The organism is Paraglaciecola sp. 25GB23A (genome assembly GCF_040012495.1).
Classification (GTDB): Bacteria; Pseudomonadota; Gammaproteobacteria; order Enterobacterales; family Alteromonadaceae; genus Paraglaciecola.
The window spans coordinates 1144090-1162283 of the sequence record NZ_JBDYKM010000001.1 but is presented as its reverse complement, the minus strand read 5'-3'; the positions used below and the strand labels follow the sequence as shown (position 1 = coordinate 1162283).

At 40.8% G+C, this 18194-nt stretch carries 16 protein-coding genes and 1 tRNA gene; 4 read left to right on the top strand and 13 right to left on the bottom strand.

The features are described from left to right. Positions 1-1053 precede the first annotated feature (1053 nt). Positions 1054-1914, bottom strand: a complete 861-nt coding sequence (locus ABKW31_RS04920; RefSeq protein ID WP_348615108.1) for a mechanosensitive ion channel family protein — start codon at positions 1912-1914, stop codon at positions 1054-1056. A 78-nt stretch (positions 1915-1992) separates the two neighbouring features. Further along, complete coding sequence (locus tag ABKW31_RS04915; protein WP_348615107.1) at positions 1993-2964, bottom strand: calcium/sodium antiporter; 972 nt, start codon at positions 2962-2964, stop codon at positions 1993-1995. 986 nt (positions 2965-3950) lie between these two features. Here ABKW31_RS04915 and ABKW31_RS04910 point away from each other — a divergent pair. Further along, positions 3951-4715: a TerC family protein gene (locus ABKW31_RS04910; RefSeq protein ID WP_348615106.1), complete on the top strand. Its 765-nt coding sequence runs from the start codon at positions 3951-3953 to the stop codon at positions 4713-4715. A 184-nt stretch (positions 4716-4899) separates the two neighbouring features. Here ABKW31_RS04910 and ABKW31_RS04905 read toward each other — a convergent pair whose 3' ends face one another. Further along, positions 4900-5064, bottom strand: a complete 165-nt coding sequence (locus tag ABKW31_RS04905; RefSeq protein WP_348615105.1) for a hypothetical protein — start codon at positions 5062-5064, stop codon at positions 4900-4902. Between the two features lie 9 nt (positions 5065-5073). Continuing rightward, complete coding sequence (locus tag ABKW31_RS04900; RefSeq protein ID WP_348615104.1) at positions 5074-5811, bottom strand: alpha/beta hydrolase; 738 nt, start codon at positions 5809-5811, stop codon at positions 5074-5076. Positions 5812-5963: 152 nt separating this feature from the next. Here ABKW31_RS04900 and ABKW31_RS04895 point away from each other — a divergent pair, with 152 nt between their 5' ends. After that, positions 5964-6587 (top strand): tyrosine-type recombinase/integrase, encoded by a 624-nt coding sequence (locus ABKW31_RS04895; protein ID WP_348615103.1) that lies wholly within the window; start codon positions 5964-5966, stop codon positions 6585-6587. A 160-nt stretch (positions 6588-6747) separates the two neighbouring features. On the opposite strand, the gene ABKW31_RS04890 is transcribed toward ABKW31_RS04895, so the two are convergent. Together ABKW31_RS04890 and ABKW31_RS04885 are read right to left on the bottom strand one after the other, a co-directional pair. Then, positions 6748-7575 carry a MipA/OmpV family protein gene (locus tag ABKW31_RS04890; RefSeq protein WP_348615102.1) on the bottom strand — a complete coding sequence of 276 codons (828 nt, stop codon included), beginning with the start codon at positions 7573-7575 and terminating at the stop codon, positions 6748-6750. Positions 7576-7688: 113 nt separating this feature from the next. Continuing rightward, complete coding sequence (locus tag ABKW31_RS04885) at positions 7689-7880, bottom strand: hypothetical protein (protein WP_348615101.1); 192 nt, start codon at positions 7878-7880, stop codon at positions 7689-7691. 145 nt (positions 7881-8025) lie between these two features. Between ABKW31_RS04885 and ABKW31_RS04880 the strand changes: the two genes are divergently transcribed. Both ABKW31_RS04880 and ABKW31_RS04875 read left to right on the top strand, forming a co-directional pair. After that, entirely contained in the window at positions 8026-8430 is a 405-nt protein-coding gene (locus tag ABKW31_RS04880) for a S24 family peptidase (protein WP_348615099.1), read from the top strand. Continuing rightward, positions 8430-9695, top strand: coding sequence for a Y-family DNA polymerase (locus ABKW31_RS04875; protein ID WP_348615098.1), 1266 nt, complete (start codon positions 8430-8432; stop codon positions 9693-9695). Before ABKW31_RS04880 ends, ABKW31_RS04875 begins: the two co-directional genes overlap by 1 nt. Positions 9696-10155: 460 nt before the next feature. Here the strand turns inward: ABKW31_RS04875 and ABKW31_RS04870 are convergent, their stop codons facing one another. From ABKW31_RS04870 to folP, 7 genes are all read right to left on the bottom strand, one after another. Then, the gene (locus ABKW31_RS04870; protein WP_348615097.1) at positions 10156-13242 is read right to left on the bottom strand and encodes an EAL domain-containing protein; all 3087 of its coding nucleotides are present in this window, start codon (positions 13240-13242) and stop codon (positions 10156-10158) included. Further along, the gene (locus tag ABKW31_RS04865; protein WP_348615096.1) at positions 13242-14285 is read right to left on the bottom strand and encodes an extracellular solute-binding protein; all 1044 of its coding nucleotides are present in this window, start codon (positions 14283-14285) and stop codon (positions 13242-13244) included. The genes ABKW31_RS04870 and ABKW31_RS04865 overlap by 1 nt, the downstream gene beginning before the upstream one ends. Before the next feature lie 321 nt (positions 14286-14606). After that, positions 14607-14692: transfer RNA gene (locus ABKW31_RS04860), tRNA-Leu, on the bottom strand. A gap of 11 nt (positions 14693-14703) precedes the next feature. Next, positions 14704-15087 carry a preprotein translocase subunit SecG gene (gene secG, locus ABKW31_RS04855; protein WP_348615095.1) on the bottom strand — a complete coding sequence of 128 codons (384 nt, stop codon included), beginning with the start codon at positions 15085-15087 and terminating at the stop codon, positions 14704-14706. A 9-nt stretch (positions 15088-15096) separates the two neighbouring features. Beyond that, positions 15097-15843, bottom strand: coding sequence for a triose-phosphate isomerase (gene tpiA / locus ABKW31_RS04850; RefSeq protein WP_348615094.1), 747 nt, complete (start codon positions 15841-15843; stop codon positions 15097-15099). A 98-nt stretch (positions 15844-15941) separates the two neighbouring features. After that, on the bottom strand, positions 15942-17282 hold the full coding sequence (gene glmM / locus ABKW31_RS04845) for a phosphoglucosamine mutase (protein ID WP_348615093.1): 1341 nt from the start codon (positions 17280-17282) through the stop codon (positions 15942-15944). Then, a complete protein-coding gene (gene folP, locus ABKW31_RS04840; protein ID WP_348615091.1) occupies positions 17272-18114 on the bottom strand; it encodes a dihydropteroate synthase in 843 nt (280 codons plus the stop codon). Before folP ends, glmM begins: the two co-directional genes overlap by 11 nt. Positions 18115-18194 lie beyond the last annotated feature (80 nt).

Genomic DNA, 18194 nt, shown 5'->3' with positions numbered 1-18194 from the left:
TACCCTCTATCAAGCAATTATTACCTGATAAATGGACGCCGTATTGTACGGATTACAGCCCCCAATGCAAGTATTTATAACAAATGACAGCGAGCTTGGTAAGAAACGGAATTAAAGAGTAAAAAGCTTTGGTAATGTTGGGTAAAATGTCACTAAGTATTACTATGCATGCAGAAGGCCAATTAACCAGATTAAGCGCCAAGTTTGTTGGACTAGACTGCCCCGAAATCCCCCCGATAAGAATCATTTAAAAACATGGCGAATAAGCAAACAAAAAAGAGATAACTCTATTCTTTGTAAAAGGGAATTTACCGGGTTGGTTACACAACGAATGTGCCATTAAAACTCATTGCAATTTGTGACAACAGAATGCTGTGGTTAACGACAGCTGTATATCGAATTCTAGTCCAATTTGACTGGCCTTGTTAGTGAGACTTCTCAGTAACGCACCCGACATATTTGATGGATTTAAACCGCAAAAAATAGTGATTTGAAAGGAAATCTAAATTTGTGTGACTGCTTTACTTTATAAAAGCAATATTCACTCGTAAATAATCGAAGATCCGCTTTTTGCTTGGAGCCCTCTGTCGCCTGAGTGCCAAAAGCTGTCATAGCCAAACCCCTCATGAAACGATCCTAACTAGGGGAAAGGAGACATTCAACACACTGTGTTTTGACGTGTGTTGTCTTTATTAAATCCCCAAAACTCGAAAAGGAGTTCAATTGTTTGATCAAAACACCGATTGTTTACACTACTGACCTCTCTAACTTCGCAGACCTAACTGTCTATTGCTCGCTGACATTAAGAGGTAAATAACGCGATATTATGGTTACCTTGTTCAATTGTCGAATCACTTTGATAATTGAGAATACTCTTGTCTATACGAGTAAATTTAGCCTCTATATAAGCTCGAAATAGCTGTGTTCTATACTAATACTTTATACAGAAAACTTGCCAAGTAACTCCTTGATCAGCACCAGTAAGTCCCTTGACATCTAAAGATTTGGAATACGCGGTCAGACCAATTGTTAGACTGACTCAACCTGATGTTATTAATTACTGCATTGTTTTTCCTTTAAAACAGGCAGTTTTTGTTCTGCAACGACATGCAACGTTCTTTGTGGAAACGGAATGGTCAAACCCGCTTCTTCAATCGATTCTTTCACCCGTTTGTTCAAATCCCAATACGCAGCCCAGTAATCTTCATTTTTTGCCCACGCTCGAAGTTGGATATTAACCGCACTGTCCATCATTGAAGCGACCATGACTTGAGGAGCAGGATCAACCAACAACCTAGATTCAACGTCCGCGATTTTCTTCAATACCGCAAATCCCTCATCAATAGAATCTGAGTAGGAAATACCGACGACTATATCCATTCTTCGTTTACCGTTTCGGGTAAAGTTTTTAATATTGTTACTCCACAGCACGCTATTGGGCGATGCAATATATAACCCCTCAATTGTTTCAAGAATGGTTGTAAACAGATTTATTTCTTTGACAGTCCCTTGGGTTGCGCCGAACTCTATAAAGTCACCAGCTTTAAAAGGACGCAATATCAGTAGCATCATACCAGCGGCTATGTTGCTTAAGGTATCTTTCAACGCTAATCCGACTGCAAGGCCTGCTGCCCCAACAAGCGCGATGAGACTGGCCGTGTTAACACCAAATATATCTAAAATAAACACACTGCCAATAATGTAAACAACGTAGCTGGCTACGGTTGAAAATATTGGGATGAGCGTTGCGTCCAGTTTTTTGAGTTTCGAATTGGTATTTCTTATCGCCTTACGAACAGCCCGAGCAATGAGGGAGCTCGCTACAAATATAACGATTGCCAATATCAAGTTGTAACCTAGGGCAACAATTGTCTCAGAGTGATTTTGCCAAAATTGAATGAGTGATTCTTTCATAAACTTCTCTTGTAATTCATACACGTCTAATACGGCATTTAAACGCGTATTTTCCTAACAAATAGTCATCGCTTAGTGTTAAGCGATGACTGATGAAACCAACCAGACGTTGTAGGCACAAAAAGCGACGAGCAAGCCCGCCCCTTCAAATCGATTTATACGGCCTGCTCGTCGAAAACCATATGCCATAACCAATAATGCCACCGTCATGCCCATCATGACTAACCAGTCGCGAGATAATACATCTGAAGATAGGCTGGTCATGGGTGATATAACACCCGCAATCCCTGTTACCGCCAATAAGTTAAACATGTTCGAGCCAACCACATTGCCAATGGCAATATCATGTTCGCCTTTTCTGACCGCTATAACCGAAGCGGCAAGCTCGGGTAATGACGTCCCTAATGCGACGATAGTTAGACCTATGATCAAGTCACTCACGCCAAGTGCATGAGCAATACTGACTGCCCCCCAAACAAGCACACGAGAGCTTACAATCAACAATACAAGCCCGAGTACTAGCCAAAAAATGGCTTTTTTGATAGGCATGGCATGAGCAACCAACTCCTGCTCCATTTCGCTTTCTAATGCGTCGCCTTTCCCCTTCATGGCAGAAAAAATGCTCCAGCCAATCAATACAAAGAATCCAACCAGCAGAAGTACAGCCTCAAAACGCGTTAGAGCGCCATCCCAGAGAAAGTAGCCCACCAATAAGCCTATAAGTAACAACAATGGGATTTCTTTTCGGACAATTTTGGATTGCACCATAATCGGCATAATAAGTGCTGTCACACCAAGAATTAATCCAGTATTAACAATATTTGAACCTATCGCATTCCCCAAGGCTAAATCTGGATTACCATCTAGTGCCGCCATTGCTGAAACCACCATTTCTGGAGCAGACGTGCCGAAGCCAACAATTACCATACCAATGAGTAATGAGGGCATCCCTGCATGCTTAGCTGTCGAAGATGCCCCTTCAACAAAGCGATCGGCGCTCCAAACCAATAGAATAAATCCACCTAAAATGGCTAAAATAGCGAGTGTCATAACGTTACCTTAAGTTAAAAAAATGAAACGAATGCGTCCTAACAAGATGATTCGATAAATCACATAAGGCCATATCCCCGACTGACTTCGGCATTTTAAGGAAAAGTGAATACCTGTCAACGCCCTTGCAAGAGATGCGACACCGCCGACTAAAAACGCGCTCCAATTAATAACAGTCTCTCTGGAAGCTACCCCCAGTAACTTAGCATTAGCAGCCACTGTGGAGTTGGGGTTAGCAAGTAAAAACGAAAAGCGCGAAGATATTTCTCGAATCCAACCTAACAAGAGACTTATTTTGATCGTTGTTCCAGAAGGATACGCCATCGGAGTATGCGTAAATGCATGCTCAACGCCTACTAATAGATAGCTGTCTTCAACACTAACGAAGACAACAGCCACTGATGATTAGGCCGCGAACCAGTCTAACCTAAGAGCAAACCAACCAAACGACAGGCACTGTAGCAACATCTCCAGCATGACAACATTAAGATACTGCATGCACCCTATCAAAATCGGGGAATGTACAAAGTTCATAAACAGTACACATATTTATTTCCTTGGGTGGCATCAGTACAGGCAAGCCCAATTCTCTGCCCCCGAGAGCAACCCTTGCCTTAAGTCTTCAATCCATAAGGACATAACCGCCACGAACTGCTTTTCGGAGATTGTTGACGATTATCTCAAACATTATTGAGAGACTACTCACCTAAGGTTACAGAAAAAAATGATAATTTTTATTTAGTTACAACTTAGCAATAAACTTTGATTGGATTTAGCCATGTAATCGGCAAAGTCCGTCACAAAAGGTACTTCCACTCCCTCGGTAATCTTGGAATTGGTTTTTTAAACGTTCTTGGTTTCGTCCTTTATTGAAATACTTTAGTGTATGATTTAGGAACATTTTATATTTTTAGAGTATTTAAGCATGGTGACACAACCTTGCAATGACTCACGAATAAACTCTACTAACAGAAGGGCTTTTAATTATGGTTGAATTATTTTTAATTCCAGAGACATGGGTGGCTTTGGCTACCTTACTTGCTTTGGAAATAGTTCTAGGCATAGACAATATAATATTCATATCAATACTTGTCGGCCGATTGCCAGAAAGTCAGCGAAATAAGGCTAGAAAAATAGGGTTAGCATTAGCCATGGGAAGTAGGTTGTTACTGCTTTTTAGTCTTGTGTGGGTAATGGGGTTAGTTCAGCCAATATTCTCTGTTTTTGGCAACGAAATATCTGGAAGGGATCTGATTCTGGTTTTTGGTGGTCTTTTTCTTCTTGCAAAATCAACACATGAAATCCATAACAGTTTGGAGGTAGCGGTAAATGCGAGCAGTCCAAATAAAGTATCCAGTTTTCTTTCTATTCTCGTTCAGGTGGCAATTTTGGATATTGTATTTTCTCTAGATTCGGTAATAACCGCTGTCGGTTTGGTGGATCACATAAGCATTATGGTCATTGCTGTTGTTGGTTCTGTTGGCGTTATGTTAATCGCTGCGGAATCTATCGGTAATTTCGTAGATAGCAACCCAACTATTAAAATGCTTGCACTATCCTTCCTGATACTTATTGGATTTACATTAATTGCTGAAGGTTTTGATGTGCACGTACCTAAGGGCTACATATATTTTGCAATGGCTTTTTCTATTACTGTAGAGCTTTTAAATATAAAGGTTAGGAATCGTAAACTTGGAGAAGTAAAACCAATAGCTCTTTCAAAACAAATATCCGATGACTCAAATCCCTAGAAATGTGCTGTTAGGGGCAAACCTATGCACCTCTTTGATTTGAATCAGAGCAAAGCGTTAATAAAGTCCGTTTAGCTTACTCAGCATCTAAATTACATAGTTTTGCAAGCGTCAAGCTTGGTGACATTTTTGACCTTGAAGGTTTGATTGAGTCAAAGTGCTAAAGGTCTACTTTTGGCAAAATTCATCTTTGATACTCAATGCGTTGACTGTCCGCATTTTCAGTAAACCAGTAATAGCCGAGAAAGTCGTCCACTGTCTCCTGATCGCTCGAAGCCGAATATCTGCCTAGTGCCGTCATTGGGTTTAACCAGAATTTGTATGTGACCTCACGCGATTCAAATGACATTAGATTATCCTATTCTTCTGTACAGGCTCTTTTGGATAGGTAATTTTTTACTAAAGTGGCGATTCTGTCTTTCAGCCAATTAGGCCCATAGTCAGACATATCGTTATGTCTAGACTCTGGAATTTTTATGATACAACTACCAAAAATAATGCTTTCTTTTTGCGAAGGTAAAACTCCTGTGTCAGCAGGGAAATCACTTCCCCGAATAGACAAAACATCTATATATTTAGTTCGAGGTAACGGGACACGCCTATGGTCAAGCGTAATAATAGATTTCACATAAGGTTTGGCTTCATTTCCAAGCCATGAAGAAATATCGCCACCATTAGAATGGCCTATTAGTAATAAAGCCTCAAACTCGTATTCCTGATAACGAGTCTGAAGTTCATTTTTAAGGAAATCTAGCGTTCTTGCTCCTCTTACCCAGTTTTCAGTTCTAGTTTCAAATAAGTTCCCCTTAACTGAAATATGTGGATCACTCGGAAGCTCATGACCGATAGCAACCACCATGTAACCAAGCTTAATTAGTTGATTAACCAAGAACGAATATTTAGTATGTGAAACGCCATATCCAGCACTTAAAAACGCCACAGGGCATTTAATTTCAGGTGTGCAGCTCACTTTATCAAGTGGATAAGATACTTCGAACGGAATCAACCTATCTCTGGATTTATCAAGAATTTGTTCTGCATTAACAACTCCCATCCAAAATACAGAGATTGTTAAAAATCCTTTTAGAAAGTTCATTGCTTCCCTTAAATTTATGACAGCTAATTTATTCAATTCTACAAGAAAAAATCTAAGTCAGCTATTCGCTCAAAGACTCCGTTTGCATTTCAACCTAAAGACTATTAGCAAGCCTACTAAACTTAGATCTCCATTAACGTAGGAGATTCAAAATGTATCAATTAGCAATTTACCATAAGAAAGAGCCTTGGAATAAAGACAAGCTAGTAGGACAAAAACTACCGCTTAAACTCCAACAAATTTGGGCGATTCGAATCAGATTAGAGTTGTTCAACAAGATCAGAGATTTGGCACTTTTTAATTTAGCCATCGATAGTAAGCTTCGTGGTTGCGATTTAGTCGCTTTGAAAGTTAATGATGTTGCTCATGGCAAGACTATTCAGTCGAGAGCTATTATTGTTCAGAAAAAGACAGGTACACCAGTTCAATTCGAAATAACAGAAAGTACACGACTTTCTCTTTCAGCTTTAATCGAACATCATAAACTTAGCTCATATGACTATTTGTTCAAATCTAGAATCCAATCATCCGAACATATTTCGACTCGGCAATATGGGCGCATAGTAGATAATTGGGTTTCGAGCATTGGATTAGATCATACACAGTACGGGACTCACTCAATGCGAAGAACAAAACCGTCTTTGATTTACAAGAAAACAAAGAATCTGAGAGCGTGCCAATTGCTCCTAGGCCACCGAAAGCTTGAAAGTACCGTTAGATACCTAGGTATCGAGGTTGATGACGCCCTTGAGGTCTCAGAGGGCATTGATTCATAGAAAGTGAGCCAGACTCTGTAACAGAGTCTGGCTCAATCGTACCAAAAGCGGCTGTTCACGTTCTACCCAATGAACGATCCCAATTAGCAGAAAGCGGTCGTTTAGAAACTGATGCGTCATAGCCTGCTTGTAATTTAAGCAGACTATTAGATTTTTGACGTTAGAATATATAAATGAACCCGATGCCTACCTCAGTCTCGTAGTTACTGCGAGCAATGGGGCTTTTTCGGACTTCACTACTGTAATATTCAAAAAGTGCTTCACCATAAATCTGCCAATTGTTATTGATGTAATGTCGGTAACTATAATCAACCCCAATAGACCGTAATCCTCCATTAAGCGCAGTCGCATCCAAGCCTGATGCCGCAGCTTGCATGGGGTCTATGCCAAAACCCTTATTGGCGTATTCACTGTCATGAAAGACTGCGACCAAATTAACTTCAGAACCGGTGCCATCAAGTTGTTCTCCGAAGCGACGACCCACACCAAATAATCCTAAATTTCCATCCCCCCCCGTTACCACCCGACCGACTAACCAATAGCGCCAATCGCCAGTAAATGCTCGGCGAGCCTGAAGTACTAATTCAAAACCCTCATCTTGTTCACCAAGCCCATCTAGCCGTCCGTCGCCCGAGTCATTTTCTTCTCGACCTTCCTCAAAGCCCAGTAAGGCCTCTAACAGCCAAGTGTCACCTTGAAGACCGCGCCAGCCTATTGCTTCCCCTGCAAAGTAGAAAATATTGTCACCATTGCGCCATTGAACTGCGCCAGCTGGCTGGATTTCTATTCCAAATTCGTCTGAGCCTTCATACGCAGTCTCATATTCAATGCCAAGTCCAAGACCGAAGCTCCAGCCATCGTCACCTTTCGTGAAGTCATCTAGTGAGGGTAAAGGAGCTAAAGCAAGCGTATCATTTTGCGCCAATGCGGTATTTAAAAAGGAACAATATAAAGTCATTACCAATAATAAGCATGAGATTTTTTTCATTGAGATGTTTCCCCTATTTAACGGAACAGAATCAAGTCCCAAAGTCGTTTCAATGTCTCTATTATATTGAGAGTTTAAAATAAGATCATATTTTACTTCACAAATTGCGGTTTTCATTTACCTCTGACTACGACGGGCTGGTTATAGGCCCAGACCTGCCATACCGATTGTTTCATCGACGGGCCGTTTTCTTGGGCAAGCTGCCGATCGACTAAACTAACTCCAATGACGGCTATTCGCTCTAAGCCGTCCTTGGATAGCGTTGAAATTTCTGGTGCGCAGACTGACAGTATAGGTGCCGTCATATTTATACTGCTGGTCACTTTGAGTATTTTTTTACAGCAAAAACTGCTCTTCAATATTTTGGTTCTTTTTACCCTTTCATATTTTATTCATCTTTTTTCAAACACTAATATCTTAAACACAAACAACTGTATATAATTACAGTTAATGTTAAAATTTATTCCTATTAAAGCACATGCTGGACTTGTTGGTTTTGAGTCGCCAGCAACAGAATACACACAACTTAACCTAGATTTAGACCAATTACTCATAGACCACCCCTCTGCTACCTACATCGGTATAGCTGAGGGAGAATCAATGCGAGGAGTGGGCATATTTTCAGGTGACTTGCTGATTGTTGACCGTGCCCAAGAAATTAAAAATCACGATATTGTGGTCGCTAACCTCAATGGTGTTTTCGTGTGTAAAAAGATCGATAAAATCCAGCGCTGCTTGATATCAGCTGGAAATGGCCTTGCGCCGTATTTTTTACAAGACGGTGATGAATTCCAAGTAGAAGGTGTGGTAACACGCTCCATTCGGCTTCATAGACCAATTAAGAAAAAGATTTAATGTACGCCTTATGTGATGCAAATAGTATGTATGCGAGCTGCGAGAAAGTGTTTGATGCAAGCATACGTAATAAACCTGTTGTGGTATTAACAAACAACGACGGTTGTATTTGCGCGGCCTGTGGTATTGCCAAGCGCATGGGGATTGGCAAGAAGTTTGTGCCCTACTTTCAAGTCAGAAAAGAGCTTGAAGCCGCAGGCGCTGTTATCCGTTCAAGTAATTACGAGCTCTATGCGGATTTAAGTCAGCGAATGATGGATACCTGTGCACGATTTGCACCTGATATTAATGTTTACTCGATAGATGAGTGTTTTTTGTATTACGGCAAAAACTCGGCACCGCCCCAAGAAGGCTGGGAGAGCTTAGGGCGCGCAATCAGAAGAACCGTGTGGCGTGAAGTTAGATTGCCTATTGGGGTGGGCATGGGAGCCACACCAACATTAGCCAAAGCCGCAAACTTTGCGTCTAAAAAGTTAGCGGGATTTGATGGTGTTGCCGTGATTGATAGTCAAAGCACTCGCCAAGCTATCCTGTCACAAATGACTGTCACTGATGTATGGGGCATAGGTAATAGGCTGGGGAAACAGCTCAACTTTATGGGCATCAAAACGGCTTGGGATTTAGCCAATAAATCACCAACCCAAATCAGAAAAGACTTCTCTATTTTACTTGAAAGCACAGTGAGAGAGCTTAATGGTGAAGTGCGGAACGCGTGGGATGATGTGCGAGCCTCTAAAAAAGAAATATATAGCACCCGAAGCTTTGGGCAACGCGTTACTGATAATGAAGTATTACGGGCGGCATTAGCCACTCATGCTGAAGTTGTGGCAAAAAAACTGCGTAAACAAGAAAGTTTGGCTAGCAACATGATCGTGTTTGCTACAAATTCACCCCATGACTCAGAAGGATATTTTAAGCAATCCTATTTTCATCGATTTACTGTGCCCACTAACGATACCCGAAACATCATCAAAGTGATTCAAGCGGCCATGCCTAGTTTGTATCAGTCAAGCATTCGTTATTATAAGTGTGGTGTGGGCTTGATGGATTTACATCGCGAGCAATTGTTTCAGTTTGACCTATTCAACGAGTCAACAGACAACCCTGAATTGATGAAATGCATGGATAAGATTAACGCTCGATTTGGCCGTTCCACTTTACATATTGCAGCGAAAGGATTTGAACAGAAATTTGCAATGCGTCGTGAGTTCTTGTCACCTCAATATACGACTCAATGGAGCGATATACCCAAAATAAAATGCTAGTAGGGGGTCAGAGCCGATGAAATACCTGCGGGGTCTGGAATAAATGTTCGGGTATGAGCAACTACAACTTTTAGGCGATTAAGAGTGTTTAAAGTCGAAATACCCCTACCAAATATGTGTAGTTCAGGGAGCTGTTCGCTAGGCACGTTTATGGAAGCAAACCTACTTTTAAACGCATTTTAATCAACTCTGAAAAGTCAGAATTAGTAGCAGTAAATAACGCATTGAGATAATCAACTTCGGGTAGCCGATCCAAGCATTACGCTGTAATTGTATTTTTGTGCCAGGCAAATTGGGATAATTACAAAGACACCCATCTTAATAAATCGCAAAACTATTTTTTGGCAGATCGTTATCATAGGTGTCTTGTTAATTTGCTAACCATGTCAAGTTAGAACGGTAACAGCAATAGTGGGGGCTATGCTGTAAGATTCTGCCCCCATGGGTTTGTAGATTAGATTTAATGCATTGTCAGGTACTGGTTAAACATTGTCACAGGCAAGGGTTTACTGAACAAATATCCTTGGTAGTTAAAACAGCCTTTGTTAATCAGTAGTTCCCTCTGTTTTTCTGTTTCCACGCCCTCAGCGATCACCTCTAAATTTAAACTATTTGCCATAGCAATAATCGTCCGTACAATTGCTCTATCATTCGGGTCATTTTCAATATCTTGAATAAATGATTTGTCAATTTTAAGCTGATCCAATGGTAAACGTTTTAGGTATTGCAAAGACGAATATCCGGTACCAAAATCGTCGATAGAAAATTTTATACCTCGAGCCTTAAGTGCTGTCATTTTTATAATTGTATCTTCCATGTTTTCCAATAAGATGCTTTCTGTAATCTCTAGCTTCAGTTTCTCAGGGTTAATATTCGCCTGACTAACGATACTTAATATATTCTCAACAAATGCAGGAACGCCCATTTGTCTTGCACTAACATTCACGGCCAAGGTCAAATGAGCTGATTTTTCTTCTAATGCCCAACTTGCAAGTTGCTGGCAGGCTGTTTCTAAAACCCAATCTCCCAAGGGTAAAATCAAACCTGATTCTTCCGCAATAGCAATAAACTCCACTGGAGACACAATACCTCGGTCCAAAGTATTCCAACGAATTAGCGCTTCAGCCCCCGTTACAATATCTAATGAGTTAATCTGAGGTTGATAGTAAAGTTCAAGTTGTTTTCCCTTGCTAATGGCTTCACGTAATTCGGTTTCAATACGAATACGCGAAATAAGATGAGCTTGCATGTCGGGGTCATAGAAAGATAGCGCGCAGCCACCTGTTTTTTTAGACTGATACATAGCAATATCAGCTTGCTTAAATACTTCATCAGCATTTTGATGGTTTGCACTTAATAATGTAATACCAATACTCGGTGTTATAAGGTATTGATGAGAAGCGAGTTGGTAGGTTTCAGACAATGAATGTAGAATTTTGTTGCCGACAACGTCCGCTTCGGACACTGCGGCAATCACTTGTTCACTGAGTCCTTTAAGCATGACAACAAACTCGTCACCACCTAAACGAGACACTGTGTCACTCTCTCTTACACTAGCTTTGATTCGACTCGCGACTTGTTGTAATAATAGGTCACCCATATCATGGCCTAATGAGTCATTCAGCGCCTTGAATTTATCCAGATCAATAAATAGAAGAGCGGCGAGCTTTTTGTTATGTGCTCTTGCCGCGAGCTCCTGATTCAAACGGTCGAGTAATAAGCGCCTATTCGGTAGCAGGGTCAGTGAGTCAAAAAAAGCAAGATTATTAACTTCTTCTTCTGCATACTTTCGTTCAATTGAAACACTAGTTAAGCGAGCCGTTCTCTTAATGAGTTCTATATCATCTGCAGAAGGGGCAGCCACTTCACGACAATACATTGCAAAAGTGCCTAATGTTAAGCCTGATGAAGAGATAATAGGCTGAGACCAACATGAAGCTAAGTTTGCCTGCGCTGCTAATACTTTATAATCATTCCAAAAAGGGTGCGTCTGAATGTCTTCAACAATGACCAGTTCTTTTGTGAACGCCGCTGTACCACAAGAACCAACACCTATGCCAATTTCAACCCCCTCAAGCGCTTCGTTATAAAAGTCAGGTAAGTTTGGGGCAATCACTCTAACAAATTTTTTACCGCTTTTATCAATCAAGAGGATGCTACAAATAAATTTTTCTTTTAGCCCCTCTATCCCTAAAACGATCGTTGCAAGGATATCATTTAAATTTTTATTTTGGCCCAATAACTCTAATGTATGTGTGTGGAATTTATCATAAGCTTCAATTTTTTCTCGCTCGTGAATTTCGTGATTGAGTTGAGTATTTTGGTCATTAAGATTATTTAAATGAGTTAAAATACCTTCTTGCATACTGACGATACTATTTGCCAGCAGCCCTAGTTCATCCTGCTTATAATTGGTGAGTCGAGTCACCTGATTTGTCTCGCTAAACCGACGCACAACTGCTACCAAGTTCTTCAAAGGCCGCACAAATATTCTCGCCACTATGAGCGATATAAGAATACCGAGAAAACTCAATCCCAAAACAACCCGCAGACCTGTTTCAGTCAAGGTGTTCGTTTCAGATAAAACAAAATCAATCGGCACTGTTAAACCGATAATAACAAAACGATTACCAGTAGATTGACTAAAAGGAATACTGGTAAACCCACCGATACTTTCAATATTATCAACACCTAGCCTTTGGCGAACACTGACGGCTTGTGCGCCAGAATTAATAATTTGATCAACTGGCTGAAAGGTCTCTTGTACTAAAAATTGTCGCCCACGATCAAAACCAAAAGTTTCTAGCCTATTTGGATGAATAAGAAAATCACCTGTCTCATTAGTCAAATACAGTTGATACTCCTCAGACATATCTGACTTCAATATGCTAAACATCAAATTCAAGTCGACATTAATGACAATCACCCCAATCGCTTTTCCTTTGTCATCAATAACAGGCGATGCAACCTGCAATGTAGGTTGACCTAATCCTGCATGAGCCCCCCGTTCATGATTTATGAAAATTTTCGAAAAGAAAACTTCTCCTTTATTCAGTTTTAAGGCTTTATAAACATAAGGATAATGTTGTTTTTCTTGCAGATGAGTTTGAGGGACCACAACTAGTTGGCCTTCATCCCGGTCAACCCGCACCATTTCGCGACCATACTCTTGCGCGCCAATTAATCGAACTTGAAAATATTCAGGATAAACCGACAATAAACTTTTGAAATTATCTGACAAAGATTCTCGAGCAATAATCGAGGAGCTTTCATGGCCAAAAGAAGCGTCTACTAACTTTGTATTTGCCAGAACTCTTGTTTGGTTTGCGGCCTCATTAGCCATCGAATAAAAACGTCGGCCGAGAAGTTTTGTGGCATCAATCATTCCTTGCGTCGCTTTATCCGATAAAATATCGCGTGTCGCATTAAAGGTGAAATACCCTGTAGAAGCGCTGGCTAAAATCCCAAAGAGGGACAGTAGGATTGTAAGTTTAATCGCAATGCCAAACTTTACAGGCTCATTATTATTTGATGATACTGCTGCCATTAAAATTCTTCCGGCACTTCGCCAGAGATAACTCTATCCCAAAGCAGTTTCCGTTTATCCATATTTTCGACCCGCTCCAACCAGATAAGTTTATCTGATGCGGTTAACCCTTCTGGTTCTTCAAGCGTATTTGCTAAGCCTTGTCTTTCTGATAGAGCATGGCTTACCTTTTGTTCCAATAGAAAGTTAATCCAATGCTCCGCTAATTTTTTATTTTTAGCGTCACGAGTAACAGACCAACAATCCAACCAAGCTAAAGCACCTTCATTGGGGATAACATAACCAATATTAGCTTGAGTTTCTTTGAGCATTTTGACTTGTTGAGAACCATAATTTGCGAACATTACTGCAATATGATTTTCGTTAAATAGCAGTGTCGCTTCTTCCGGTTTCTCATAATAAGTCAAAATATTTCTGCGCAAAGCAATAACTTGCTGGGTCACCAAACCAAACTCTGAATTTGGGATCTGAAAAGGATTTTTTAAACCAAGCGATAACGCGGCAAACGAAAAATTGTGCTCACTCCCCGCATACATCAATACTCGACCTTGATAACGTTTATCCCACATCACCGAAAAAGAATCAGGAGGCTGACTAAACTCTTTTCGATCATAAATAAGACCCATTTCTGAATAAGTGTAAGGAATGGCATATATTTTACCATTTCGGATCAGACCAGGTATTGAAGAAAGATCGCTAAAACGTGGCAGTTGTTTTTTACTATTTGGGATATTAGACAATGTTAAGGGAACGCTGATGCCCTTATCAATGTAACGTTGTAATTGGGCGGTATTAACAGCAAACACATCAAATTTGTCCCCTTTACCTGCATTTAACCGAGTCCACATCGTGTCATCAGAGTCAACTATGGTGACATTAACCTTAACCTGATAACGCTGTTCAAAAATGTTCACTAAATCTGAATCAGCATACCCAGGCCATGCCAACACACTTAAAGTATCCTGAGAATAAGCAGCAAGACTAAAACAAGCAGATGACAGGAATATAACAAACCAGCGCATGTTTTTATAAGTATTAGACATCTAACTACCACATAATGTTGGACCATCTCAACACTGATCATACAAGGATTTGATGCACTTGGAGAAACTATTTTTTGCCTAAGTAATGCTATCGAATATAACCCCTTCCTGTAGACTTAGGATCGTATAAAAGGGGTAATTAGCATCGCCATACTACAAAAATAACCCACAAAAATTATACCACGTGTTTACCTAAAGGATATTTAGCATATAAAACGATAAAACCACTTTTTCATCTCTATTAATGTGTTCTTTTTACCGCATTTTTACACCATAAAAAAAAAGGCCGTAACATCTTACCGTTACAGCCCTTCATTTATATGGTGCGGATGGAGGGACTCGAACCCTCACAAGCTATGCTCACCACCCCCTCAAGATGGCGTGTCTACCAATTCCACCACATCCGCTTTTTTAAACTTTAGTTTGGAACTTCTAACTCTTCTTGAGGTGCTGCAGTCATCGGCGCATCACTGTCTTTGGCAGTAACCGTTGCAGGCACATCAGAATCAACAGGTTGTTCTATTACTGGTACTTCAATATTCTGCCAGTCATCTAACGCTTTTTCTTTTTTATTCGTTTGCGTACCGAGTATTAAACTGATAACAAAAAACAAGGTCGCTAATATTGCTGTAGTGCGCGTTAAAAAGTTACCAGAACCAGTAGAACCGAAAACAGTATTTGAACCACCACTACCAAAGGAAGCCCCCATATCTGCGCCTTTACCTTGTTGGATCAATACAAATCCAATCAACATAAGTGCTACGATTACATACACAAAAATTAAAATTTCGTAAAAATCCATCACTTGCCTCTATTGCTTTGCCGCTAAGCAAATACTTAAAAAATCTTCTGGATTTAAACTGGCACCGCCAATCAATCCACCATCTACGTCTTGTTGACTAAATAACTCTTTGGCATTGCTGCCCTTAACACTGCCGCCATATAAAATGTTAATTTTAGTTGCAATGTCACTATTCTTTTTGGCTAGATGTTCACGTAAAAATTGGTGAACTTCTTGCGCTTGCTCTGGACTGGCGGTTTTACCCGTACCGATTGCCCAAATGGGCTCATAAGCCAAAACAATATGTGCGAACTGCAAAATACCAATTTGCTGTTCAACAGCGTCAATTTGCTCTGCTAAAAATGCAAACAGATTGCCACCATCACGAATTTCCTCTGTTTCTCCCACACATAAAATGGGAGTCAAACCCGCAGCTAAGGCTTTCTCTACCTTTAGAGCGACAATTTCATTTGTCTCTGCATGGTCAGCGCGTCTCTCAGAGTGCCCTAGTATTACATAACTGCAACCTGTTTCTTGCAACATAGATGCAGAAACTTCGCCAGTATGGGCACCAGAGTCGTGCATACTCATATTTTGCGCACCTAAGGAGACAGTATCTCCAAACAAACCCAAATAAGGGAATGGTGGGCAAATTACCACATCAAGATGGGACAAATCTTCATGAGCTAACTTATCTTCAAGTAAGCTGACTAATGATTTGTTACCGTTCATTTTCCAGTTACCAGCAACGATGGGTCGACGAGATAATATTTGCACTTTAATTCCTTAGGCCGCTTATAAAAAAGCGCGCGAGATATTAACCAACCGCACTTAAATATACAAGCACCAAGCTTGATATTTAAGTGCTTAGTTACTTATTCGATTACTTTACGTACAGTATCAGCGATATATTCAGCCCATTGGCTAGAAGCACCGGCATCATTCGCTTCAACCATGACACGAATCAAGGGTTCAGTTCCACTTTTTCTAAGTAAAACTCGCCCTTTATCACCGAGATTTTTCTCTGCCTCAATCACAGCTTGTTGCACTGATACATGCTCCAAAGGGTTTTGACCTTCAGTAAATCTGATATTAAGTAAAGTTTGAGGATATTTTTCCATTCCTCGAGCTAGCTCATTGAGCGTCATGTGAGCACGCAACATGGCGGCTAATACTTGCAGCCCCGCCACTATTCCGTCTCCGGTAGATGCAGCAGCAAGATTCAATACGTGGCCTGAGCTCTCGCCACCAATTGACCAGCCTTTTTGCTGCAACAGTTCCATGACGTATCGGTCGCCCACTTTACTGCGGACAAACGGCACACCGAGGGTGGCAAGCGCCACTTCTAAACCCAAGTTACTCATTACTGTGCCAACAACGCCGCCTTTAAGCTGACCTGATTTAAGTACGTCTCTGGCTATCATATAAACAATTTGATCACCGTCAATAACGTTACCTTTATGGTCAACCAGCATTAAACGGTCACCATCGCCATCAAGGGCGAAACCAAGGTCGGCATGATTTTCTAATACGCTTTCAGTGACGGCTTTCATTGATGTTGCCCCCACTTTGCGGTTGATGTTTAAACCGTTCGGCTCAGTGCCGATTTCTATCACTTCAGCACCCAACTCACTGAGTACATTCGGGGCGATGTGATAGGTTGCGCCATGGGCACAATCCACCACAATTTTTAATCCTTTGAGCGATAGCTCTGAGGGAAAGTTACCTTTGCAAAATTCAATATAGCGACCAGCGGCGTCGTTTATTCGACTGGCTTTACCCAGTTTGTCAGAAGCTACACATTCCATTGGTTTTTCCATTTGAGCTTCGATCGCTAATTCAATATCATCGTCTAACTTCATGCCATCGGCAGAAAAAAACTTAATACCATTGTCGTAATATGGATTGTGTGAGGCACTAATAACAATACCGGCTTCGCATCTGAATGTTTTAGTAAGATAGGCAATAGCAGGGGTTGGCATAGGGCCAAGCAAACCAATACTAATACCCGCAGCAGATAAACCTGCCTCTAAGGCTGATTCCAACATATAACCGGAAATCCGAGTATCTTTACCAATTAAGACTTTATTCGTGCCTTGTCCTGCCAACACTTTACCGGCAGCCCAACCCAACTTCATAACAAACTCAGGGTTGATAAAGCTTTCACCTACCTTGCCGCGAATACCATCTGTGCCAAAATACTTTCTATCGCTCATCACGATTTTCCTTATACGTGTTCATCATTAATAATATTTTTATCGCATCCACTGTTTCTTTAACATCATGGACTCGAATAATTTGCGCGCCTTGTTGAACGGCTAAAAGTGCGGCACTAATACTGCCAGCCAAGCGTTCATTTACTGCTCTATTTACAACATTCCCAATCATCGATTTTCTTGATAAGCCTATTAAAATCGCAGTGTTAAGCTGCTTTAATTTATCAAGGTTAGCGAGTAACTGATAATTATGCGCTAAATTTTTACCAAAACCGAAACCAGGATCCACTATAATATTGTGCGCCTCTATACCCGCTTGAAAACATGAATCGATACGTTTTTTAAGAAACTCAATTACATCATTCACCACATCATGATATTCGGGCGCAGTTTGCATTGTACGAGGTTGTCCTTGCATATGCATCAAGCAAACCGGCACTTGTGCTTTTGCCGCAGCAATTAAGGCCCCCTCTTCCTGCAATGCACGCACATCATTGATTAAGCTTGCACCGGCAGCCACAGCTTCTGACATTACTAGCGCCTTGCTGGTATCAATCGAAATAACGCAATCAAAACGTTGATGAATAGCTTCGATAATGGGGATAACGCGTTCAAGCTCTTGTTGTTCAGAAACAGCTTTTGCACCTGGTCGGGTAGACTCCCCTCCTACATCAATAAAGCTCGCACCCGCCTCCACCATTTGTTGGACTTGCGAAAAAGCTTGATCGATTTGGACAAAGATACCGCCGTCAGAAAATGAATCTGGGGTTACGTTGAGAATCCCCATAACTTTGGGGCTAGATAAATCAATAAATTTATCTTTAAACTGCATGCAAGTGGTTTTTCCGTTATAAGCTGAAGTGAATCTAATAATTCAATTAACAAAAAACGCTTTGAGGCAATGCCAGCAAA